Consider the following 23,089-nt stretch of genomic DNA (forward strand, 5'->3'; position numbering starts at 1 on the left):
GGACACCCCCACCCCCCGGGGCTGCTCGTGGCTGCCCGCCCGGGCCCGGACCACGGCCCCGGCGCGGCGGCTGCCGGGCTCCCTCCAGTCGTACAGGCGCAGTGCGCGGCCGGTCATTCGGGCTTGCTGCAGTACCCCTGCTGAAAGGCGGCCCAGAAGTCGGTGTCGATCCCGGTATCGACGAACGAGCTCCAGTTGGTGTGGGCGACGAGCTGGCCGCGCCCGTCGCGGCTGTTGAGGGCGAAGGTCACGTACCCCGGCGCGGTACCGCCGTGGCCGTACGCGAGACCGCATTCGGTGGCGTAGACGTACATGCCCAAGCCGTACGCGACGGCCGGTGGGGCGCTGCCGGTCGTGGGGACCATGTCGGTGAGCATGGCGCGGAGGAGGGTCGAAGGAAGCAGACGTCCTTGCAGCAAGGCCCGGTAGAAGCGTGCGGTGTCGGCCGCGGTGGTCACCAGAGCGCCCGATGCGCCGGCCTCGGACGGGCTGAACGCGGTGACGTCGAATCGCGTGGCGTCCGGCGCTTTCGGCAACAGGAGCGAGACGTCCGCGTAGCCGTGGACATGCGCTCCGTCGATCGTGGTCCGCGCCAGCGGATACGAGGTGTCGCGAAGTCCGAGAGGCTGGAAGATGCGGCGTTCGAGATTGGTGCGCAGGTCGCGGTCGGTGACCCGTTCGACGATGAGGTCGAGTAGCAGATAGTTGGTGTTGGAGTACCGGAATCGGGTGCCGGGAGCCGGGAAGTAGCGCGGTTGGGCAAGGCCGATGCCGATGAGCTGCTCGCGGGGCCAGTACTGGTCGATGCTGCGGAAGTGCGGAAGCAGCCCGTCGATGTAGTCGTACAGCCCGCTCGTGTGGTTGAGCAGCTGGCGCACCGTGATGGGCTCGCCGGACAAGGCGTTGTCCGAACGGACCTGATCGGGCAGCAGACTCTGCACGGTGTCGTCGAGCCGTACCCGGTGCTCGGCGACGAGTTGCAGGACGACCGTCGCGGTGAAGGTCTTGGTGACGCTCCCGGCGCGGAACCTCAGGTCCGGTGTCATCGGCGAACCGGTGGCCCTGTCGGCGACGCCGGCGGCGCCGAAGCGGGCGGTCAGACCGTCGCGGACGAGCAGGAACGCGCCCGGGTTGGGGTTCGGGTCGGCCACGACCTGGTCGACCAGGGCCTGCAGAGCCGGGTCGCGATGGCTTCCCGCCGACCGTCCTTCGTGGGCCTGGCCTGCGGAGGCCATACCCGGTGGCAGGAGGAGGGCGAGGGCAAGTGCCGGACCTAACAGGCGGGTTGAGCGTCGTCGGAACATCGAGAGCTCCTCTCTGATAACAATATAGGCGTACGGTTATAGCACGCGGTACGGTCCTCTCGTGCCGAGAGTTGCCGACCATGACGCCCGCCACGGGCAGATCACCGACGCCGTCCAACGCCTGATCGTGCGGGACGGCCTCGCCGCCGTGACCGTTGCGCGGACCGCCGCTGAAGCGGGCGTGTCCGTCGGTCTGGTACAGCACTACTTCACGGCGAAGGACGAGATGCTGCTGGCCACGTTCACCCGGGTCAACGAGCGTTTCACCGCACGAGTGGAGGAGCTGGTGGACCGGGGCGAGGCCGAGGGCCGCACCATCGCCGAGATGCTGCGGCAGGCGCTGGCCGAGTTGATTCCGCTCGACGACGCCCGCCGCGCCGAGTTCCTGGTCCGACTCGCTTTCGGGGGGCAGGCCGCGCACAACGCCCGCCTTGCCGCCGTCCAGCGAGAGACCCTCGCGGGCATCCGTTCACGCGTCGCTCGGGCCATCGGCAATGGCACGGTGTGTGGCGAGGTCGCCCAGGAGGCCGACGCGGACGACGCGGCCCGGCGGATCGTCGCGTTCACGGAAGGGCTTGCCCTGCACACCCACATCGACCCCGACCGCACGCCGGTGTCAGCGACACTCGCCGCACTGGACGATCAACTCGGCGGCGTATTCACCGGAACCTGCCGACGTCCACAGCTCGGCCGGGTGAGGCAGGGATCCGCTCAGTGACAGGGTGGGTCACAGCGACCACCAGCAGTACAACTGCAGGCCGTCTGCTGGCAGGGGCCGGCGGCGGGCGGTCGGCTCCTGGCCCCGCCGGTTGCGCTTCGGATACCGCGGTCTAGGGTGCGGCCATGCCGTTCGCCCTGCCCGATGGTCTGCCTCCAGGCCGGTTCCTGTCCGTTGGTCCCGTGTGCGTGTGGGTCTCCGACGCACTCCCTCACGGCGTCGAACGGCTGTGGCCTCGCCTGCTGAGCGAGCACAGCGCACACGGTCTGGTCCCGCTCGTGTGCTCGCCCGAAGCCTTCGGGAGGCGGCTCAGCCTGGATCAGGTCGACTCCGTCCGCTTGGAGGAGGTGTTGGCCGCGGACTTCGCGGAGTACCGCCGCAGGAGGCTGCGGTCCTGGACGGACCCGACACCGGCCCCGGCACCTGAGGGAATCGAGCCGTGGCCGCACGATCCCGGGCCGCCCTTCGAGCAGTGGCCGGGCCTGGCACCGGAGATGCCGGTGAGGTCCGCAGGCCCGACGTCCGAGGTAGTCACGTCAAGCCTGTTGACCGGGCTCATCGAGACGGGCCAGTTGGGGCCGGACGAGTCTCACCTCGTTCTCGTCCCCGCCCGATGCGGCAGCGATGCCCTGGCGTCGATCGGCTGGTCCGCGGAGGCACCCCTGCCCCTGCTGTGTGCACTTCTGCGGAGCTGGGAGGACCGCTTCGGCGCACAGGTCGTTGCGGTGCTCCGCAGTGAGCTGCATGTCTCGGTCGCGAGACCACCCGTGGAAGCGGAGCATGCGAACCTGCTCGCGCTGGAGCATGTGCTGTCGACTGCGAACAACATCGTCGACGACCCGCCCACGCCATTTCCCGAGTACGCCACGGAACTGCTGGGACGGACTTCCTGGTCGTTCTGGTGGGATTAGGCGTGGACGGCCGGGCTGTTCCGCTTGGCCAGGTTCACTGCATCCGGTCCGACGGCGCGCCGGCGCCATCGGACCGCCATAGTCATGGCGTCGCTTGCGGATCCGCGCGACCGAGCATGTCGGCGAGCTGCGTGCCGGTTCGGGCTGCCGCGATTCGGCGCGCTCGCAGTTGGGCTCGGGTACGGGGGCGGAACTTGGGCTCCTTGCCGCAGCCGCAGGATTCGCGGCCCTCGTACCGCAGTCCGGCGTTCAACACCGCGGCCACCACACTCCATGCCCGGGTGTCCCGGCGCCGCGGGGCCGCGAAGTCGTGGCCGGCGCAGAGCATGGGCGCCGAACATCGGGGGCATCGGTGCTCTCCGGGCCTGGGGTGCCGCTTGAACGCGACGCGACAGGGCACGCACGCGTAGTGCAGCTTGTAGGGCTTCTCGGCGTAATGGCACACGAGGTGACCGTACCCCGTCAGGAAGTGCCGCCGCCGTGTCGGGTGTTCCCCGGGTGCGCCTGCAACTGGCTGCGCAGTGCGTTGAGTTGATGGGAGTGCTCGATGGCGGAGGTCTCGTCGAGTGCGGTGAGGCGAGCACGAGTACGTCGGCGACGGCGAGGCCGGTCAGTGGTTCGTTGGTGTTGCCGGTGGGGGGTAGGGGGCGAGGCCGGGGCCGACCCGCCCGCCGCGGCCGGCTGGCCCGTGCCCGCGAGATCCAGATGGTCTTACAGGACCCGTACGTCTCGCTCGACCCACGGCTGACAGCCCGCCAGTGCCTCCGCATCGCACTGCGCCTGCACGGTCACGATGCGACGGACGAGCGCATCGCCACGCTTCTGGACCAGGTCGGACTCGGTGCGCGCGAAGCGGACGCGAAGCCCCACGAGCTGTCGGGCGGCCAGCGCCAGCGCCTCGCCATCGCCCGGGCGCTCGCCGTGGACCCGCAGATCCTCGTCCTCGACGAAGCGGTCGCCGCGCTCGACGTCTCCATCCAGGCCCAGATCCTCCGACTCCTCGACGAGATCAGGCACGACACCGGTGTGGCTCTCGTCTTCGTCAGCCACGACCTGGCGGTCGTCCAGCACATCACCGACGAGACGGTGGTGATGCGCCGGGGCGTCGTGGTCGAACAGGGCCCGACCGGCCGGGTACTGACCGCCCCCGAGCACTCGTACACCCAACGCCTGCTCGCCTCCGTACCGCAGGAAGGCTGGGACCCCGCAAGCGCCTCCCCCTAAGGGAAGCGAGGCCCGTGGCTCATCCCTTCTCGTGATCACGGGAACGCCTCCACAGTCCTACGGTGAAGCCAACTCCACACGCCTCAACGACAGATGAGGAAGCCTCACCCATGTCGCACCGCAAGACCACCGCCGCGTCCGTACTCGTCGCCGCCGCCTTACTCGTCCCCACCGTCACCCCCGCCACGGCGGCCGCGCCGACAGTCGGCGTCGGTGCCGATCGGACCGCGCTCCAGCAGGCCCTCGACGCCACCGTCGCCGCCGGCGTCCCCGGAGCCGTGGCCGAGGTGCGGGACGGGCGCGGGCTGTGGCGTGGCAGCAGTGGGACTGCCGACGTGGGCACCGGCCGCGACGCCCATGCCGGGGACCGGTTCCGGGCCGGGAGTGTGACCAAGAGTTTCGTGGCCACCGTCGTACTTCAGCTCGTGGCCGAGGGCAAGGTGAAGCTCGACGACGACATCGAGAGCCGGCTGCCCGGTGTGGTTCCCGAGGGTGAGCACATCACCGTGCGGCAGCTGCTCCATCACACCAGCGGCCTGGCCGACTACACCGACGTTCTGCTGCAGAAGCCCGACCCGGTACGGGACGCGCAGAAGGCGACGTACACCCCGCGCCAGCTCATCGAGCTCGTCGCCGACCTGCCGAACAGGCCCGCCCCCGGCACGACCTGGGAGTACTCCAACACCAACTACGTCGTCCTCGGGCTGCTCATTGAGTACGTCACCGAGAAGCCGCTCCGTCACGAGATCGACCGACGCATCCTGAAGCCCCTTCACCTGAAGGGCACTTCTTTTCCGAGCACCCCGAGGGTTTCGGGTCCGCATCTGCACGGCTACGAGTGGCTCGAGGGCAGGGGAGCGGGTGCCGAGCCCACCGACCTCACCGTCTTCAGCCCCGCCGCCTACTGGGCCACGGGGACGCTGATCTCCACCACCCACGACCTGAACTCCTTCTACAAGGCGCTGTTCGGCGGCCGGCTGCTGCCGCCCCGTCTGATGAAGGAGATGCGTGAGATGCAGCCCATGAACCCCGCGAGGCCCGGGCGCTTCTACGGCCTGGGGCTGGAGAGCAACGGCAACACGTGCCCGTCCGACGGGCCGATCGTCGGACACACGGGGGAGGTCGTCGGATACCAGACCTTCAGCTTCACCTCGGCGGACGGCAAGCGGCAGGTCACTCTGTCCGTCAACACCGGCCTGACCATGCCCGACGAAGCGGCGAAGGCCGCGATGAAGGTGCTCTCCACCGCTCTGTGTCGAGCCCAGTGACCCACATGACTTCAGGTTCTTTGCGGAGGCGATGAACAGATCTCCTCCCGCCCCCGTATGAAAGGCCGGACGCGTCCCCCCGGTTGCCCTCGCGGCGACTGCAGTCCGTACCCCCACACAGGAGGCGAAGAGTTGAGTCACAGGCGAATACCCAAGCGGAAGGCCATTCTTGCGGGTGCAGGGGCGGTGGGCATCGTCGCGGCGGCGATCGTGCTGCCGCAGGCCAATGCCTCGCAGGACGGCGCGGGGGAGCAGTCGGGCTCGCCGAGAAAGATGAGCGCCGCATCGGCCACGCGACTCCTCCAGCAGCTGGGCAAGGAGCTCGGTGACTCCTACGGCGGCGCCTACTACGACGCGGACAAGCAGCAGCTCGTCGTGAACGTCGTGGGTGACAACAACAATGTCAACGTCGAGGTCACGAGGGCCGGCGCGGTTGCGCGCAGCGTGCAGAACAGCCGCTCGGCACTCACCTCCGCGATGAACTCGCTGAGCGACAAGGCATCGGTTCCCGGCACCGCGTGGGCGATCGACCCGAGGACGAACCAGGTCCTGGTCACCGCCGACCGTACGGTCACCGGTGAGCGTTGGGACAAGGTCGAGGACGCGGTCCGCGCGCTGGGCGAGGGCGTCGCCCGCATCCAGAAGTCCAAGGGCGAGTTCAAGCCCTTCATCGAGGGCGGGGATGCCATCTTCGGCGGCGGCTCGCGCTGTTCGCTCGGCTTCAACGTCACCACCCAAGACGGTCAGCCCGGCTTCCTCACGGCGGGACACTGCGGCGTCGCCGTCGCGCAGTGGTCGGAGCAGCAGAACGGCGAGCCGATCGGCACCGTGCAGGAGGCCGTCTTCCCGGGTGAGGGCGACTTCGCACTCGTGACGTACGACGACCCGAACACCGAAGCCCCGAGCGCTGTGGACATCGGCGACGGCCAGATCGTGGAGATCGGGCAGGCGGCCGACGCGGCGGTCGGCCAGGAAGTGTTCCGCATGGGTAGCACGACCGGTCTGCGGGACGGCCAGGTGACCGGCCTCGACGCCACCGTGAACTACCCCGAGGGCACGGTCTCGGGGCTCATTCAGACCAACGTCTGTGCGGAGCCCGGCGACAGCGGCGGCGCCCTGTTCACCCGGGACGGGAACGCCGTCGGCCTCACCTCCGGCGGCAGCGGCGATTGCACCTCGGGCGGCGAGACGTTCTTCCAGCCGGTGACGACCGCCCTGGCCGCCGTCGGCGCCCAGATCGGCGCGGGTGGCGCCGGTGACGGTGGCGCCGGTGACGGTGGCGCTGACAACGGTGGCGCCGGTGACGGTGGCGCTGACAACGGTGGCGCCGGTGACGGTGGCGCTGACAACGGTGGCGCCGACAACGGTGGCATCGGTGACGGTGGCGCTGACAACGGCGGCGATGTCGGCGACGGCAACGGCGACGTCGGCGACGGCAACGGTGGCATTGAGGAAGGCGCAGACGGGCACGGCGTCGGCTGACGGCGACGGAGGGGAGCGGCCCTGGGCACGGATGGCTGCCCAGGGCCGCAGCCCGTTGTCCAGGGCGGCGACGGATCGCGACGCGGTCCCTCCTGGACCTTCACCCCAGTCCCCCGAGATGCGGCGGGCCTCCACCCCCCTGCGGGGTCGCTCGTGTCGGGTGACAGAGACCGCACCGTACGGCGACGCAGCCGGCGGCCCGCCCGTTCAGCGGCCCGCTTCCGGCGGTCGAACGCCCGAGACGTAGGCGCGCAGGCCGGTCCAGTTGCCGAGGTCGGGCAGGGGATGGGCCGACCAGGCTGCGGCGTACGGCGGAGGCCGACCCCCGCCCCACACCACGATCGCGACCGGCTGGTCGAGGGCGGTGGCGGCCAGTCGTTCCGGCGTGATGCTCTCGTCGTGGCCGTCGGGCTGGCGGGAGGCGCAGCCGGCGCGGAACGCGACGCGGATGGCCTCCACGCCGCTGACCACGCACGGCGGCCGTACACCCAGAGTGTTGAGTTCGGCGGTGACGCGCCCGAGGTCGACCGTGTCGCGGCGCACCCGGTCGGCCGTGCCGTCGGCCATCGCGTACTGGATCGCCAGGTGCGCGGTCACGGTCAGGACCATGAGACCGACCACGATCCGGCGCCCGCGCGGCCGGGGCCGGCATGCCCGGACCAGGCCGTACGCGACGGGCAACGCGAGCAGCGCGTAGGCAGGCAGCAGGAAGCGCGGTGCCGCGTATCCGACGGTGAACAGGTACGGGGCGGCGAGCACCGTACCGACCACGGTCGCCACCGCCAGCTCGGTACGGTGGTGACGGGCGCGGACGGCGGCCCGTACACCCGCCGTGACCAGCAGCGGCAGCGCGACGAACCACAGGGTGGCGACGGGATATCGCCAGGGAACGTCACACGGGCGGCACAGCAACCGCCCGCCCAGGGCGCGCACATGGTCGTCGACGGAGAAGTACCAGCCGAGCCGGCCCTGGATCTCGCTGGCCCGGTCCAGTCTCTCGGCGAGCCCGTCGTACGACACGTACGCCTCCGCGATCCATTCGGCTGATCCGACAGCCAGACCCGCGCCGAGCGCGACCATCAGCAGCCACCACCGCCGAGCCCGCATCGCGGCGGCCGCGACGGCCAGCGGCAGGGCGAGCCACACGGCGTCCGTGGGACGCATCAGCGCGGCGAACGCCACCCCGGCGGCCATGCCGGCCGGCGCCCACCGGTCGTTCGGGTCCCGTACGGCCCGCAGGAAGCAGCCGACCGCGGCGAGCGCCCCGTAGGCAACCCAGAGGTTGGGCATTGCCTGCGAGGCGTAGAACATGGTGACCCACAGGCCGGCGAACAGCCCGCCCGCGAACCCGAGAACGGGTGCGGGCAGCAGTCGGCGCCACACCCACAGCGCGAGGAACAGTCCGCAGCCGGCCAGCACGGCCATGTAGACGCGTAGCGCTGTGATGGAAGGGGTCAGCGCGGTGAGAGGTGCGACGAGGTAGGTGATCCCGCGGGCGCGTGGGGCGCTGAAGAACGCCGCCGGTGCCTCTCCGCTCACCTGGCTGACGTACACCGTCTCGTCCCAGCCGAGCCCGAGCCCCGGCGCGATCAGGGCGAGATGGAAGAGTGTCAGGGCGGCGGAGACGCCGGCGAGCCACGGCAGCGGATCGCCGGCGGCCGTGCCGGCAGGCCGCCTCTCCCACGCTCTGCCCGCCACACCGGCCCGCACCTGGCTGATCACGCCGTTGTCACGCATGACAGTCAGGCTGCCGTCGGCGGCGGGCCGACTCCCGACCCGACGCGCGTTCCATTCAGGTGAGCCACTCCTGCGGGTGCCGACGGCCGCACGGCACGGGGGACAGCGGACACCACCCGCCCGGCGGCCGAACCGTGCTCAGCGGACGGGCCCGCCGTTCGCCTCGGGCTGAGTGAGGATTCGCCGAAGCCAGCGGGAACGGGTCTCGCGGGCATCCCGACTCAGCGCTGCCTCTGGCGCGAAGGTGTCGAAGCCATGGAAGGCCCCGGGCCATACGTGCAATTCGGCCTGGCCGCCGGCCCGCCAGATCGCGTTGGCGTACGCCACGTCTTCATCCCTGAAGGTCTCGGCCGACCCGACCTCGATGTACGCCGGCGGCAGCCCGGACAGATCCGTGGCACGGGCGGGAGCCGCGTAGGGCGGCAGGTCCGCGGCGCCGTAGCGGTCGCCCAGCAGCGCCTGCCACGCGGTCGCGTTGGAGGTCCGGTCCCAGGTGTCGACACCGGCCATCTGGCGGCTGGAGAACGTGTCGTCACGGTCGTCGAGCATCGGACACAGAAGCAGCTGACCGATCGGGGTGGGACCGCCCCGGTCGCGGGTCAGCAGAGCGAGCGCCGCGGCGAGACCAGCGCCGGCACTCTTCCCTCCGATGACGATGCGGTCCGCGTCGATGCCCAGTTCGGCCGCGTGCGCAGTCACCCAGAGAAGTCCGGCGTAACAGTCCTCCACGGGCCCGGGATACTGCACCTGCGGAGCCAGCCCGTACTCGACGGAGACGACCGCCAACCCCAGCGGGAGTGCCCATTCGCGCAGGACCTGCGGAAGCACGGACCACGCGTTGCCCATGATCATCCCGCCGCCGTGCACGTAGTACAGCAACGGCAGGGGGCCGGAGAGCGCGGCGGGCCGTGCGCTCACGAGCGTGACGTCCCGCCCGCCCGAGGCTCCCGGCACCCGCAGCTCATCCACCTCGAAGAGGCCATCCGCCCGGAGATCGCCGACCGTCGGCCTCGGCCGGGCCGCGGCATCCCGCTCCTGCCGCTCCGCAAGGTTCTCCGGCGTGATCGGCTCCCTCGCCTCGTCCCCGAAAGCCGCCAGGACCGCACGCAGTTCGGGGTCGAACGGGGGTGCAACCCACGTCGTCGGGACAGCACCCGGCTCCGACCACGCACCACCGCCACTCACGACAGGCCGCCTCGCCGAGGAAGGGAGTACCGGGCGACACCCCGACCGGAACTGGTTGTCGGCACAGCCGCCGTGCACGCAGGGAATGCTCGCGCGAGGTCCATGCGGCGTAGTCAATCACCTCGGTACGACACTGCCGCCCCAGAGCCACGTCGTCTCTTGACCTCAACCAAGCTTCAGATTTTACGGTGCTTGCACCAACGATTCGTACAAGGGGAGCACCGCACATGACGACACGACACCTCTCCGACACGGACCTCGCCGCACAGCCCGCCGCGTACTGGACCGGACTGGCCTACGAAGCCCTCATCGCGTCCACACGAGCCCATCTGGTCGAACTGGGCTTCACCCAGCCGCAGTTCTGGCTGCTGCGCAACCTGTCGAAGCGTGACATCTCACCCGACGGCCATGGCATGACGATCCCCGAACTCCGGCAGGCCATGAGCACCTACATCAGGCCCGAAGACGACCTCGGAGCCGAGGCCGAAGCGCTCCTGGAGCGCGGCTTCCTCACCCGTGACGACAGGGGACGACTGTGGATCACCGAATCGGGGGACGAGGCCCGGGTCGAGATCAAGCGGCACGCCCCGGCACTCCGCGGCCGTATCCACCGGGGCATCGACGACGCCGACTACGTCACCACCCTCAAGGTGCTCCGGCAGATGATCCGGAACACCGGCGGCACCCTGCCCTAGCCGTCCGCACGCCGACCCAGGCCGCGGAGCCCGGTCCGGCCACGCCCCTCGGAAACGCGTGCGGACGTCAGAGCCCGTATGTCCGGGCGAGTACGTCCACGATGCCGGCCATGGCCCGGCGCAGTTCGGGCGGTGCGACGACCTCGACGTCGATACCGAGCCGCAGCAGCTCGCCGCAGGCATGGTCGGTGCTCTCGGTCGGGATGACGGCCTCGACCCAGCCGTCGTCGCCGACAGCGGTGGCGGTGGATTCAACGGCCCGCACCACCTCGGGGGACACGTTGTCGGGCAGGCGTTGCAGTCCCCGCGGGGAGAGGCGAATGGTGGCTGTGCCGGTGTAGCGGCGGCTCCTGAAGTCGTCGAGGTAGGAGGCCCAGTACGTGCCCAGGTCGAAGTCCCGCGGCCGTTCGAACTGCTCGTCGCTCGGCGCGGCGTCGAGAACCTGCGTGATGCGGTAGGTCGCGATCCGGCTCCTCGTGGCGGCCACGAGGTACCAGACGCCGGACTTGAGTACCAGGCCGTAGGGGCGAACGCGGCGATTCACCTCCTGAGGCGCGCGCCAGCGGCGGTAACGCACGTCCACCGCATGTCGGGCGAGGACCGCATCGACGAACAAGCGGAGATGAGGCGTCTCCTCGGGCTCCCGGTACCAGCCGGGTGCGTCCAGGTGGAATACGGCCGCGGTCCGCGCCGCCTCCTCGCGCAGTCCCGCCGGCAGCGCGGCCAGTAGCTTCAGCCGCGCCGCCGTCACCTCCGCCGCCAGGCCCAGATCGGCGGCCGGCCCGGGCAGTCCGGCGAACAGCAGCGCCCGCGCCTCGCCCTCGGTCATCCCGGTGAGTCGTGTGCGATAGCCGTCGAGCAGCTGATAGCCGCCACCGGGGCCCGGCTCCGCGTAGACCGGGACCCCGGCGGTCTGCAGACGCGCCACGTCACGGTAGGCGGTCCGCACGGACACCCCCAGCTCGTCGGCGATGCCTCGCGCGGACATGCGGCCACGGGATTGCAGCAACAGCAGCAGCGACAGCAATCGACCGGCGGACATGGACACATTCTCCTCGGAAACACTGACAGCCCCTGACACGCGGCTTGCCTACCTTCGATACGCGCCCGGCTCCGCCCGAACGAGCCGGAAGCCACATCCGGGAACGCCCACCGAACAGGAGCCCGCCGTGCCCTCCACCGACCCCGTCGGCCACCCCGCAGTGATCGAGCTCCGCCAGTACACGCTGCGTCCCGGCCGGCGAGACGAGCTCATCGACCTGTTCGACCGAGAGTTCGTCGAGACCCAGGAAGAGACGGGGATGATGGTGCTCGGCCAGTTCCGGGACCTCGACGATCCGGACCGCTTCGTCTGGCTGCGCGGATTCCGGGACATGACGGTGCGCCACCGCGCGCTGACGGCCTTCTACGGCGGACCCGTCTGGGCCGAGCACGGACCCCAGGCCAACGCCACCATGATCGCCTCCGACGACGTCCTGCTGCTGCGTCCCCTGTCGACCGAGACCGGATTCACCGTCTCTCCGGCCCAGCGGCCGCGCGGCAGTGCGACCGCACCTGACCGGTTCATCTCCGTCACTGTCTGGTCCTTCCCGCCCGGACGGTCCGACGGCATCGCACTGATCCGGGACGGCCTGGTTCCCGTCCTACGCACGACGGGGCCCGCGCCGCTGGCCGTCCTCACCACGGAGACGGCGCACAACACATTCACCAGACTGCCGGTCCGTACGGGAGAGAACGTCACTGCGGTCTTCACCTCGTACCCGGACGAGGAAGCTCATCGCCGACACGTTGCCTCGATCCAGGTCCATCCCCTCGTGCGGGACGAGATCCTGCCGGGTATCGGCCGGGAACAGGCATCAGCCCCCCACACGCTCCGACTGGCGCCCACCGGCCGCTCACTCATCCGCTGAGCGGCCGGGCGGCCGATCCAGTCGGTGGGTGACGATAGTGTTCCGGCGTGACATCCGTGCCGCGCCGGTTCCCGCCCTACCCGATCCGTGGCGTGCGTGTGCGGCATCAACGGCAGAACTGCGCACCGCACTTCGCCCAGATCGAGGTGGACTTCGAGCCCGCGGACCAGGGCTTCTCGTTCGAGGTGGCCGAAGGGCTGACGGTGGACTTCGAACCCCGGGATCGCCTGCCCGGATTCTTCACCGCGATCGCCGAAGGGCTCGAGGAGCAGCTGAGCCGACCCGAGCACGGAATCGTGACCGCCACCCACGTGGTGTTGCGCCACGTCCGGGCCGAGGAGTTCGGCTCGCACGAACTGGCGTTCAGAATCGCCGGCTACCTCGCAGCCCGAAAGGCTCTGGAGCACACCGAGCCACCGCGCGCCTGAGGGCGGAGACGACGGCTGCGAGGATGGGAGACTCGGAGCTCGCCGGGCCGCCCGGAGCGGGGCCGCCCGGAGCGGGGCCGCCGGGAGCCGGGTCGCCCGGAGCGGGGCCGCCTGGAGCCGGGTCGCCCGGGAGGCGTGTCGCTCGCTCGGCTGCGCTGCCGCTCGCTCGTGGGTGTGCCTCTGCCGTTCGCCCGACGCCCGACCCTACGGTGAACACCATGAGCGACCCGGAGCAGAACAAGGACACCGCCAAGGCGTTCTACGACCTGATGTTCAACCAGTGCCGTCCCACCGAGGCCATCGATCAGTACGCCGGCGACACCTACACTCAGCACAATCCCGATGTTGCCGATGGCAAGCAGGCGTTCATCGACTATTTCGACCGCATGACTGCCGAGTACCCGGGCAAACGTGTCGAGTTCAAGCGCGCCCTCGCGGAAGGTGACCACGTCGTGCTGCATTGCCACCAGATCTGGCCCGACGACGAGTACGCGGGCATCGACATCTTCCGCTTCGACGAGAACGGCAAGATCGTCGAGCACTGGGACGTCCTCCAGGTCATCCCGTCCACGTCCAAGAACGCCAACACTATGTTCTGACTGCCGACGGTCAGGTCGCCCATCGGCCCCTGCCGCGGACGAAATCCACGAGCCAACGGGGCCGCCGGCCGGGCAGGATGCCCTCCGTGAACCCTGTCCTGCGTGGCCTCGCCGCCAATACCTCACTGCCGTCCGAGCTGGTCGACCGGCTGATCGCGGTCGCCGACACCGACATCGCCACAGCGCTGGCCGGTCGCTCGGACCTCAGCCAGGCGCAGGCGGTCGAGTTGACCTCGCGCGTCGAAGAGAGCGCAGGTCGGCTCGCGCACGAGGGCACGCTGACCGTCGCAGACATCGACCCCGTGGCGCAGCCGCACATCGCCCTCGCCCTGCTCCGTGAAGGCGCCGACCGCCCGGAATGGGCGCGCCGTCTCGCGGACGATCCGACGGCCGAGCGCCGGGAGCAGCTGGCTGCCTGCCCCGGCCTCCCGCTCGACGTGGTGGAGACGCTTGCTGTGGACACGGACGTACGGGTCGTCGCTGAGCTCGCTCTATGGACGACGCCGGAAGTCGCTGCGCGACTCGCGGCCCATCCGCACGCCGAGGTCCGCAGTGGGGTAGCGGCCAACGAGGCAACGCCCCCAGCCGTGCTTGAGGCGCTGATCACCGGCGAGGGGCTGCCTCTCGCACAGCGGTGCCTCGTCTGCGACCACGAAGAGACGCCGTTCGTGCATGATCCACAATGTCCCCGGCTCGACTGCGATCTGCGGCCGGGCGCGTCCTGCGACGGCTCCCACGACCGAAGCAGCGGCCGCCAACCCGTCGCTACCGCTTGCCGTGATGGCGGAGCTGGTGCCCCGGCCGCCGAGGCCGTAGAGCTACTTGGCCCGAATGGTGTCCGCCGGGACCTCGAAGATGATCTCGAGTCCGTCGTGCTCGTTCCCGCGCTCGCCGACGCGTGTGAACCCCAAGCCCGCGATGGTGGCCAGGGAGGCGTTGTTGTCGGATCTGATGGCGGCCCGAACCGTCCTGACGCCGGGTTCGGCAGCGGCCCTGTCGAGCAGCGCCGCCACCATGGCACGGGCGTAGCCCTGACGGCGGTACCCGGGCACGACGGTGTAGCCGATCTCGACCGTGCCGGCCTCGTCCGGCGGCCCGTGGAATCCGGCATCGCCTACGACGGTTCCGTCCGGCTCGGACACCGCGGCCCGCGTGATCCAGGGCGCGACGGAAGGGTCCTGGGCGAGCTGGTCGGCGCGATAGCCGAAGATCCAGCGGGCCCGTTCGCCGACGAAGTGTTCGTCGAGGGCGACCCCGGCCTCGGCGCTGCCGCCGGCGAGATCGCCGTCGGCAAGCGCCCGCAGCGCCTTTGCGTTGAGTTCGACGAAGCGGACGCGCTTGGGAAGGGAGTGAGGGGCGTGGTTCATCGCGGCGATACTCGCCCAGCGCCAGAGAGCTGTCCATCGCTTTACGGCGTCGGCGGGCGCCGTACCGGCCCAGGATGCGTTCCGTGCTGCTCACACGGCCCGGACCCGGCACCGTACGGGGGTGGAAGCGGCGGGTGCGTGCGACCAGGCGTCGGCCGGTGGCGAGCCGACACGCGGCCGATCGTTCCGCCATGCGCGCCGCGCAGTGGGCGTTCCGCCACCCCGCCTTGGCGGGTTCGAGGGTGACCCTGCCGCCGTCGCCTGCCGCCACCGACGGCGTTCATGCGCGGGCGAGTCGTTCCTCGGCCGCGCTCCAGGCAGCGGTGTCGCCTTGTGGCTCGTACCGTTCCAACGGCTGTGTGCCCGCGATCAGTTGGCGCATCGATGCCAGGTCGCCCACCAGGCCACGGCCCCTGGCCTGCACGAGCACGTTGCCGAGCGCGGCGGCCTCGGGCGGGCCGGCCACGACGGGCAGTCCGCAGGCATCGGCGGTGAGCCGGCACAGCAGCGCGTTGCGCGTGCCGCCGCCGACGATGTGGACCACGTCGACGGGGTGGTCGGCGAGTCGTTGGGCGTCCTCGATGGCCTTGCGGTGGGCGAGGGCGAGGGATTCGAGAATGCAGCGGGTGACTTCGGCGGGTGTCACGGGGACCGGCTGCCCGGATCCGCGGCACGCCTCGGCGATGCGCTCCGGCATGCGGCCCGGCGCGAGGAAGGCGGTGTCACCCGCGTCGACGACCGAGCGCAGTGCCGGGACCGCGGCTGCCTCGCGCAGCAGCCCGCCCAGGTCCGGGTCGCCCCAGGCTCGTACGCATTCCTGGAGCAGCCACAGGCCCATGATGTTGCGGTGGTAGCGGACGGTGCCGTCCAGTCCGAGTTCGTTGGTGAAGTTGGCGGCGCGGCTGTCCTCCGTGAGCACCGGCGTCGTCAGCTCCAGGCCGGCGAGGGACCAGGTTCCGGTGCAGATGTAGGCGAAACGTTCCCCGGTGGCCGGGACGGCGGCCACGGCGGAGGCGGTGTCGTGCGACCCGACGGCCGTCACCGGTACGGGACCGGCCAGCCCGGTCTGCTCCAGCACCTCGGGCCGTAGGACACCCGCCGGATCGCCGGGCTGACGCAGGGGTGCGAACAGGCGCAGGTCGATGCCGAGCCGGGTGGCGATGTCGCGGGACCAGTCCCGGGTCCGGGGGTCGATGAGCTGGGTGGTGGAGGCGTTGGTCAGCTCGGTCCCCTGCTCACCGGTCAGCCAGTACGTCAGCAGGTCGGGGATGAGCAACAGGCGCCGAGTTTGCGCCAGTTGGGTCGAGGAGGCTGCGGCCGTCAGTTGGTACAGGGTGTTGAACGGCGCGTACTGCAGACCGGTCGCCGCGTACAGCTCGGCTGCCGGGACGGTCGCCCACACCTTCTCCGCGACCCCGTCGGTGCGCGTGTCCCGGTAGTGGACGGGATTGCCGAGCAGAGCCCCGTCTGCGTCGAGCAGTCCGTAGTCCACGGCCCAGCTGTCGATGCCGACGGAATCCACCACCGCGCCGGCCGCCCTCAGCCCGTCCAGGATTCCCGTGTACAGGGACAGCACGTCCCAGCGCAGCCCCTCGGGCACCCGGACGGGCCGGTTCGGGAAGCGGTGCGCCTCGCTCAGCTCCAGGCTGCCGGGGCCCACGCGGCCGACCATGACGCGCCCGCTGGACGCGCCGAGGTCGACCGCCGCACAGTTCGCCGCCTTCGACTTCACGGCCGCGCTCACCGCAGGAAGGCGGCCGCGACGCCGGCGTCGACCGGAACGTGCAGCCCGGTGGTGTGCGTCAACTCGCCTCCGGTGAGGGCGAATACGGCGTTGGCGACATGCTCGGGCAGGACCTCACGTTTGAGGATGGTCCGCTGCGCGTAGAACTCGCCGAGCTTCTCCTCCTCGATGCCATACGTCGCGGCTCGCTGGGCGCCCCAGCCGCCGGCGAAGATGCCCGAACCGCGCACCACGCCGTCCGGGTTGACTCCGTTGACCCGGATGCCGTGCTCGCCCAATTCGGCTGCCAGGAGCCGGACTTGATGTGCCTGGTCGGCCTTGGTCGCGGAGTAGGCGATGTTGTGGGGACCGGCGAAGACCGCGTTCTTGGAAGCGATGTAGACGATGTCGCCGCCCAGTTCCTGCGCGATCATCACGCGGGCCGCCTCGCGGGAGACGAGGAAGGAACCGCGGGCCATGATGTCGTGCTGGAGGTCCCAGTCCTTCGCCGACGTCTCCAACAGCGGCTTGGAGATGGAGATTCCGGCGTTGTTGACGACGAGGTCGACCCCGCCGAAGGCGAGCGCGGCGACCTTGAAGGCATCGGCGATCTGCGCCTCCGAGGTGACGTCGACGGTCACGGCGACGGCCCTGTCCGGCCCGCCCAGTTCGTCGGCCACGGCGGTGGCGTTCTCGGTGTTGAGGTCGGCGACGACGACACACGCGCCCTCGGCCACGAGCCGGTGCGCGATCGCCTTCCCGATTCCGCTGCCCGCGCCGGTGACCAGGGCCACCCGGGTCGCCAGCGCCCTGGGCGCGGGAAGCCGCTGGAGCTTGGCCTCCTCCAGTGCCCAGTACTCGATGCGGAACTTCTCCGACTCCTCGATCGGTGCGTACGAGGACACCGCCTCGGCGCCCCGCATCACGTTGATCGCGTTGACGTAGAACTCGCCGGCCACGCGTGCCGTCTGCTTGTCCTTGCCGAAGGAGAACATGCCGACACCGGGGACGAGCACGATCGCGGGATCGGCGCCCCGCATGGCGGGGGAGTCGGGCTCGGCGTGGCGCCGGTAGTAGGCGGCGTACTCCCCGCGGTAGGCCGCGTGCAGTTCCTTGAGACGCGTGATCGCCTCGTTCAGCGGCGCGGTGGGCGCCACGTCCAGGACGAGGGGTCGCACCTTGGTGCGCAGAAAATGGTCCGGACAGGAGGTGCCGAGCGCGGCGAGTCGGGGGTGTTCGGCCCGCGCCACGAAGTCGAGCACGGTGTCGGAGTCGTCGAAGTGTCCGACCTGCGGCCGGTCCTGGGAGGCGATCGCCCGCGCGTACGGCGCGAGTGCGGCGGCCCGCTCACGCCGCTGGACCTCGGGCAGCGCATCGTAGCCCTCGATGACGGGGCCGAAGGGCTCCGGCTTCCCCCGCTCGGCGAGGAACACCTCCGAGGTCCGGATGATGTGCAGAGAGTTCCGCTCGCACTCCTCGGAGGTGTCACCCCAGGCGGTGATGCCGTGCCCGCCGAGAACGCACCCGATGGCCTGCGGATTGGCTTCCTTGACCGCCGCGATGTCCAGTCCCAGCTGGAATCCGGGCCGCCGCCACGGCACCCACACCACACTGTCCCCGAAGCACTCGGCGGTCAGCTTCTCCCCGTCGGCGGCGCAGGCCAGCGCGATCCCGGAGTCGGGGTGCAGATGGTCGACGTGGGCGGCGGCGACGAGCCCGTGCATGGCGGTGTCGATCGAGGGAGCCGCACCGCCCTTGCCGTGGAGGCAGTAGTCGAACGCGGCGACCATCTCGTCCTCGCGCTCGACACCCGGGTAGACGTCGACAAGTCCCCGCAGTCGGTCCACGCGCAGCACGGCGAGCCCGGCGTCGGTGAGCGTGCCGAGGTCACCGCCGGACCCCTTCACCCACATCAGCTCGACGTCCCGCCCGGTGACGGGGTCGGTGTCGGTGCCCTGAGCGGAGGCGTTGCCGCCGGCGTAGTTGGTGTTGCGGGGATCGGCGCCGAGCCGATGGGAACGGGCCAGAAGAGCTGCGGCCTCGGGATGGGGCGTCATGATCGGACTTCTTCCTTGCGTCATCGGAATGGTGCGGGTGTACGCGAGGCGAGGAGTCAGGCGCCCCAACCGGCCTGGGTGCCGCCGACCCGCTCGTCGGTGATGTGCTGCTGCCAGCCGGAGCGGCGGTAGGCGGCGACCGGGTCGGGGGCGAGCCCCGACTCCTCGCGGAGCTCGGCGAGCAGGGGCCGTACGTCCGTGTCGTAGGCGTCCATGAGCACGGCGTTCGCCGCGAGGACATCGCCTTCCCGCTGCGCCGCGGCGAGCGCGTCCCCGTCGACCAGCAGCGCCTTGGCCGTCGCCTCCTGCACGTTCATCACGGACCGGATGATCGCCGGGATCTTGGCCTCGACGTTGTGGCACTGGTCGAGCATGAACGCGACGTCGGAGGTGAGACCGCCGCCCCGCACCACCTCGTACATGATCCGGAAGAGCTGGAACGGGTCGGCCGCGCCCACCATGAGGTCGTCGTCGGCATAGAAGCGGGAGTTGAAGTCGAACCCGCCCAGCCTCTCCTCGCGCAACAGGGTGGCGACGATGAACTCGATGTTGGTGCCGGGCGCGTGGTGGCCGGTGTCGACGACGACCTGGGCCTTGTCGCCGAGCTTGAGGCAGTGGGCGTAGGCCGTGCCCCAGTCCGGTACGTCGGTGGTGTAGAAGGCCGGCTCGAAGAACTTGTACTCCAGGAGCATCCGCTGCCCCTCGCCGAGCCGCTGGTACACCTCGGCAAGTCCTTCGGCGAGCCGGTCCTGGCGCTGGTGGATGTCGTCCTGGCCGGGATAGTTCGTGCCGTCGGCGAACCACAGCTTCAGATCGCGCGAACCGGTCGCGTCCATGATGTCGACGCACTCCAGCAGATGATCGACGGCCTTGCGCCGTACGGCCGCGTCCGGATGGCAGATGCTGCCCAGCCTGTAGTCGTCGTCCTGGAACGTGTTGGAGTTGATCGCTCCGAGCTTCACACCGCGCTCTCCGGCGTACTTCGCGAGCGCCGCGTAGTCGTCGACCCTGTCCCAGGGGATGTGCAGGGAGACCGTGGGGGCCGCGCCCGTGAACTCGTGCACTTTGGCGGCGTCGGCCAGCTTCTCCTGCGGGGTGCGGGGCACGCCCTCCTGGGTGAACACCTTGAAACGGGTCCCCGAATTCCCGTACGCCCACGACGGCGTCTCGACGGCCTGGGTCTTCAGCGCGGCCTTCACCGCGGCAAGGTCGGTCACTCGAGGGCTCCTCCGGCTTGGCGCTCTGAAACGATTCAAGCGGAAGCTAGGGGTTGGCTGCTGAAGGTGTCAACCCCGCCTCAGCGCAAGCCCGATGGCAGAGCTCGGAAGTGCACGCGCCGCACGGAACCACCGCACCGGCCGTGGCCCCCGGTGGGCGCGGGGCGCCGCTCACGAGGCCGGCAGCACGGCATCGCACGTCTCGTGCCGGGGGGCGAGCGGGTCGGGCCGGTGGAGCGGATGCCGGCCGACGCCGACATCCGGGTGACGGCACCACGAAGGGGCGAGGAGGGCAGCCGACAGGCAATTCACGCCCACGGTCGCGGTGCGTCGCCCCGGCATGCACGTGCGACGGTCCGGGGAGATCATCCCTACATGGTTGGTACTTCCACGCCGTCCGGGCCGCCCGGAGTCGCGACCCCGCAGGCGCCCCGTCAGAAGCTCGCCCTGGCGGCCATGCTCTTCGCGGTGTCGATGACCTTCATCGACCAGACCATCGTCTCGATCGCCGCTCCGAGCATCACCGACGAGCTCGGGCTGTCCGCCTCCGGAATGCAATGGGTGGTCAACGCCTACCTGCTCGCCCTCGCCGCCTTCTTCGCCCTCGGCGGACGGCTCTCCGACCTCTTCGGGCACCGTCTGATCATGCTGCTGGGCACGCTGCTCTTCGTCGTCTCGTCCGTCCTCTGCGGCTGCGTGCCCGCCGGCGACTTCGCGCAGACCTGGCTGATCATCTTCCGCGCCACCCAAGGCCTCGGCGCCGCCCTGATGTTCCCCGCCGCGCTGGCCGTCGTCGTCGCCGTCTTCCCAGTCGACCGGCGCGGCCGGGCCCTCGCCCTGTTCTTCGGGCTGTCCGGGGCCCTGACCGCCATCGGTCCTCTGCTCGGCGGCTGGCTCACCCAGTGGACCTGGCGGGCGATCTTCTGGGTCAACGTGCCTGTCGCAATCGTCGCGATCGTGCTCACCGTGCTGGCCCGGATTCAGGAGAATCGCCGCCCGGAACGGCTGGACGTCGTCGGCGCCGTGCTCGTCGCCGCCGGCATGGGCCTGAGCGTGCTGGGCTTCCAGCAGGCGTCGGCCTGGGGCTGGAGCAGCTTCGCTACCTGGGCCTGCATCGTCGGCGGTCTGGTGATCCTGCTGCTGTGCTTCGGCTACGAGCGGCGCACGACGCACCCGCTGATCAATCTCGACGTCTTCCGGGACCGGGCCTTCACGGTCGACAGCCTCGTGCTGTTCTTCGCGATGCTCGCCTTCGTGCCGGTGTTCTTCTTCGCGTCCGTGTACGCCCAGGTCTCGCTGAGCGCCTCGCCGAACCAGGCCGCGCTGTTCCTGCTGTACTTCTTCCTCGGCTTCGGCCTCGCCTCCCAGTGGGGCGGGAAGATCCTCGACAAGCGTGGCGCCCGCCCGGCCATGAAGATCGGCTGCGCGCTCGGTGCGGTCGGCTTCTTCCTCTGGGCCCAGAAGCTGACCGACCTGTCGATGCACGACCAGTGGCCGTACGCGGCCATGGCGGGCGCGGGCATCGGATTCCTGCTGGCCCCCGCATCCACCGACGCAGTGAACCGCTCCATCGGCGCCTCGTACGGCGAGGTCACCGGGATCACCCAGACGATCCGTAACTACGCGGCCGCCGTCGGCATGGCCGTCTTCGGTACCGTCCTGACCCACGTCTCCACGGACCGGATCGCCGCAACGCTCCAGGAACGCGGTCTGCCACCGGCGGAGGCCGAATCGACGGCCGGTCAGGTCGCCGAGGCGATCACCGGCCACCCGGACGGTCAGGGCCCCACCGGCGACGGGCCGGTGGCGAAAGCCCTGCAGGGCGCGGGCGACGCGATCCGCATGGACTTCGCCGAGGCCAACCAATGGGTCTTCTACGGCATGGCGATCGCGCTGGCCGTCGCCTTCCTGTGCGCACTGGCGCACCCCGGAACGCGAGTCACCGATCAACCGCCGCAGAGCAGCTGACCCCACGTAGCTCCGCGAGCGCCGGCCAGGCCTCAACCATGTGTGGGAGACGACGAGAGTCCTGCGATGCCGCCGCATGAGCCAGGAGTGGCTGCGGGTGTGGGGCGGAGCGGGACACCGTTGGACCGCAACATGTCGCGGACATGGAGGATCAGCGGGAACACCTCCTGGTTCCAGTCCGCACCCTGCTCGTCCCAAGCGCGTTGTTCTGCCTCGACGGCCATCCGGTCCTCGGCGAATACCCGCTCGGTGAAGCGCCGGATCAACGGCCATGCGAGATGAAGGGCCCCGGGGATGGACGGTTTGGCGATCGACAGCAGCCCGAAGGTGTGGTTGACGCGCTGCTCGGCATCCTGGGGAACGTAGGCCGCCCACAGCGAGAACACCGGGAGCGCGGCATTCTCGGGGACCGCTTGCAGGGTCTGGTAAGGGTACTGGGAGCGGACGGTGACGACGTCGGGCGTCGAGGTGCCGCTCATCCCCTCGGCGGACAACAGGCCGGCACCGCGGTCCTTCCGGCCCCCGCCCGGTACGAACAGGTACCGAGCCTCTACGAAGTCCGGGCCCGTTTCGTACCCGAGGAGCTTCGGCTGGATTCTGCCGAGCACGCCCCGGTGCAGGAACTGGTGATTCATGTCCAGCAGGTTCTCGTGCATGAACGTGTAGTGGCAGCGAACGGTGCGGGAGAAGGTCATCGTCCTGTGCCCGGGGGAATGGAACGCGGGCAGCTCAGGGAGCCCGGATCCGAACGCCTTCTCGGGATCACCGGGAAAGACGAAGACGAGACCGTACGCCTCGCGGACCGGATATGCGCGCACACCACGCGGCGGCCGATCCGTCCCCTTGGGGAGATAGGGGATCTGCGAGATGCGGCCGTTTCCCCGATAGGCCCAGGCGTGATAGCAGCAGCGCAGCGCCTCGCCTTCCACGACGCCCATGCTCAGCGGTACCTGACGGTGGGCGCAACGGTCCTCCAGCGCGTAGACCGTCCCGCCCTCGCCCCGGTACAGGGCGATCCGCTCACCCGCGAACACGGCGGCAAACGTCCCTCCCTTGGGGACGCTTCCCGACACCGCCACCGGGTACCAGAAATCCGGATCGATTCCCGTGCGGCGAAGGTCGGCGACCTCTTCGGAGCTGCGATCCGACCCGGCAGGCATCGTCCCATCACCCCTGTCAGTTCGGGCCTCGGTCATGTGCTGCTCCCTCGCGAACAGGCCAGGCTCTTGCTCATGCCTTCCCCTGCGCCGCGCCGGGCAGGCTCCCCCCACCGAGTGACAAGGCGGCCTGGCAGCC

At 70.2% G+C, this 23,089-nt stretch carries 20 protein-coding genes and 1 pseudogene; 11 read left to right on the top strand and 10 right to left on the bottom strand.

Annotated features, from left to right (window positions below):
• Positions 1-113: 113 nt before the first annotated feature.
• Positions 114-1,235 carry a serine hydrolase domain-containing protein gene (locus tag ACZ561_RS03915; RefSeq protein WP_470989303.1) on the bottom strand — a complete coding sequence of 374 codons (1,122 nt, stop codon included), beginning with the start codon at positions 1,233-1,235 and terminating at the stop codon, positions 114-116.
• Positions 1,236-1,365: 130 nt separating this feature from the next.
• Here ACZ561_RS03915 and ACZ561_RS03920 point away from each other — a divergent pair, with 130 nt between their 5' ends.
• Positions 1,366-2,022, top strand: a complete 657-nt coding sequence (locus tag ACZ561_RS03920) for a TetR/AcrR family transcriptional regulator (RefSeq protein ID WP_470989306.1) — start codon at positions 1,366-1,368, stop codon at positions 2,020-2,022.
• A gap of 319 nt (positions 2,023-2,341) precedes the next feature.
• On the opposite strand, the gene ACZ561_RS03925 is transcribed toward ACZ561_RS03920, so the two are convergent.
• Positions 2,342-2,557 carry a hypothetical protein gene (locus tag ACZ561_RS03925; RefSeq protein ID WP_470989308.1) on the bottom strand — a complete coding sequence of 72 codons (216 nt, stop codon included), beginning with the start codon at positions 2,555-2,557 and terminating at the stop codon, positions 2,342-2,344.
• 10 nt (positions 2,558-2,567) lie between these two features.
• Between ACZ561_RS03925 and ACZ561_RS03930 the strand changes: the two genes are divergently transcribed.
• The 4 genes from ACZ561_RS03930 to ACZ561_RS03945 all read left to right on the top strand — a co-directional run bounded on the left by ACZ561_RS03930 (position 2,568) and on the right by ACZ561_RS03945 (position 6,907).
• The gene (locus ACZ561_RS03930; protein ID WP_470989310.1) at positions 2,568-2,933 is read left to right on the top strand and encodes a DUF4253 domain-containing protein; all 366 of its coding nucleotides are present in this window, start codon (positions 2,568-2,570) and stop codon (positions 2,931-2,933) included.
• A 498-nt stretch (positions 2,934-3,431) separates the two neighbouring features.
• Positions 3,432-4,157 (top strand): ATP-binding cassette domain-containing protein, encoded by a 726-nt coding sequence (locus tag ACZ561_RS03935; protein WP_470989313.1) that lies wholly within the window; start codon positions 3,432-3,434, stop codon positions 4,155-4,157.
• Positions 4,158-4,267: 110 nt separating this feature from the next.
• On the top strand, positions 4,268-5,425 hold the full coding sequence (locus ACZ561_RS03940) for a serine hydrolase domain-containing protein (RefSeq protein WP_470989316.1): 1,158 nt from the start codon (positions 4,268-4,270) through the stop codon (positions 5,423-5,425).
• Positions 5,426-5,557: 132 nt separating this feature from the next.
• Positions 5,558-6,907, top strand: coding sequence for a S1 family peptidase (locus tag ACZ561_RS03945; RefSeq protein ID WP_470989319.1), 1,350 nt, complete (start codon positions 5,558-5,560; stop codon positions 6,905-6,907).
• A 207-nt stretch (positions 6,908-7,114) separates the two neighbouring features.
• Here ACZ561_RS03945 and ACZ561_RS03950 read toward each other — a convergent pair whose 3' ends face one another.
• Positions 7,115-8,644, bottom strand: a complete 1,530-nt coding sequence (locus tag ACZ561_RS03950; protein ID WP_470989322.1) for a hypothetical protein — start codon at positions 8,642-8,644, stop codon at positions 7,115-7,117.
• 138 nt (positions 8,645-8,782) lie between these two features.
• Entirely contained in the window at positions 8,783-9,829 is a 1,047-nt protein-coding gene (locus ACZ561_RS03955; RefSeq protein WP_470989324.1) for an alpha/beta hydrolase, read from the bottom strand.
• A 227-nt stretch (positions 9,830-10,056) separates the two neighbouring features.
• On the opposite strand from ACZ561_RS03955, the gene ACZ561_RS03960 reads away from it, so the two are divergent.
• Positions 10,057-10,524: a MarR family transcriptional regulator gene (locus ACZ561_RS03960; protein WP_470989327.1), complete on the top strand. Its 468-nt coding sequence runs from the start codon at positions 10,057-10,059 to the stop codon at positions 10,522-10,524.
• Positions 10,525-10,591: 67 nt separating this feature from the next.
• Here ACZ561_RS03960 and ACZ561_RS03965 read toward each other — a convergent pair whose 3' ends face one another.
• Positions 10,592-11,566 carry a helix-turn-helix transcriptional regulator gene (locus ACZ561_RS03965; protein WP_470989329.1) on the bottom strand — a complete coding sequence of 325 codons (975 nt, stop codon included), beginning with the start codon at positions 11,564-11,566 and terminating at the stop codon, positions 10,592-10,594.
• A 127-nt stretch (positions 11,567-11,693) separates the two neighbouring features.
• Between ACZ561_RS03965 and ACZ561_RS03970 the strand changes: the two genes are divergently transcribed.
• The 4 genes and pseudogenes from ACZ561_RS03970 to ACZ561_RS03985 form a co-directional block, all read left to right on the top strand.
• Entirely contained in the window at positions 11,694-12,434 is a 741-nt protein-coding gene (locus ACZ561_RS03970) for an NIPSNAP family protein (RefSeq protein ID WP_470989332.1), read from the top strand.
• 47 nt (positions 12,435-12,481) lie between these two features.
• Positions 12,482-12,862 carry a hypothetical protein gene (locus ACZ561_RS03975; RefSeq protein WP_470989334.1) on the top strand — a complete coding sequence of 127 codons (381 nt, stop codon included), beginning with the start codon at positions 12,482-12,484 and terminating at the stop codon, positions 12,860-12,862.
• A gap of 218 nt (positions 12,863-13,080) precedes the next feature.
• On the top strand, positions 13,081-13,461 hold the full coding sequence (locus ACZ561_RS03980) for a nuclear transport factor 2 family protein (protein ID WP_470989337.1): 381 nt from the start codon (positions 13,081-13,083) through the stop codon (positions 13,459-13,461).
• Positions 13,462-13,547: 86 nt separating this feature from the next.
• Positions 13,548-14,201, top strand: a pseudogene (locus ACZ561_RS03985) (hypothetical protein); the annotation flags it as partial.
• Between the two features lie 78 nt (positions 14,202-14,279).
• Here ACZ561_RS03985 and ACZ561_RS03990 read toward each other — a convergent pair.
• The 4 genes from ACZ561_RS03990 to rhaI all read right to left on the bottom strand — a co-directional run bounded on the left by ACZ561_RS03990 (position 14,280) and on the right by rhaI (position 19,825).
• On the bottom strand, positions 14,280-14,828 hold the full coding sequence (locus ACZ561_RS03990) for a GNAT family N-acetyltransferase (RefSeq protein ID WP_470989340.1): 549 nt from the start codon (positions 14,826-14,828) through the stop codon (positions 14,280-14,282).
• A 280-nt stretch (positions 14,829-15,108) separates the two neighbouring features.
• On the bottom strand, positions 15,109-16,572 hold the full coding sequence (locus tag ACZ561_RS03995; RefSeq protein WP_470989342.1) for a rhamnulokinase: 1,464 nt from the start codon (positions 16,570-16,572) through the stop codon (positions 15,109-15,111).
• Positions 16,569-18,608, bottom strand: a complete 2,040-nt coding sequence (locus ACZ561_RS04000) for a bifunctional aldolase/short-chain dehydrogenase (protein ID WP_470989344.1) — start codon at positions 18,606-18,608, stop codon at positions 16,569-16,571. The genes ACZ561_RS03995 and ACZ561_RS04000 overlap by 4 nt, the downstream gene beginning before the upstream one ends.
• A gap of 56 nt (positions 18,609-18,664) precedes the next feature.
• Positions 18,665-19,825: an L-rhamnose isomerase gene (gene rhaI, locus ACZ561_RS04005; RefSeq protein ID WP_470989347.1), complete on the bottom strand. Its 1,161-nt coding sequence runs from the start codon at positions 19,823-19,825 to the stop codon at positions 18,665-18,667.
• A gap of 375 nt (positions 19,826-20,200) precedes the next feature.
• On the opposite strand from rhaI, the gene ACZ561_RS04010 reads away from it, so the two are divergent.
• The gene (locus ACZ561_RS04010) at positions 20,201-21,793 is read left to right on the top strand and encodes an MFS transporter (RefSeq protein WP_470989349.1); all 1,593 of its coding nucleotides are present in this window, start codon (positions 20,201-20,203) and stop codon (positions 21,791-21,793) included.
• A 32-nt stretch (positions 21,794-21,825) separates the two neighbouring features.
• On the opposite strand, the gene ACZ561_RS04015 is transcribed toward ACZ561_RS04010, so the two are convergent.
• Entirely contained in the window at positions 21,826-22,989 is a 1,164-nt protein-coding gene (locus tag ACZ561_RS04015) for a Rieske 2Fe-2S domain-containing protein (RefSeq protein WP_470989351.1), read from the bottom strand.
• Between the last annotated feature and the right edge of the window lie 100 nt (positions 22,990-23,089).

Source organism: Streptomyces sp. NPDC039609, assembly GCF_055596705.1.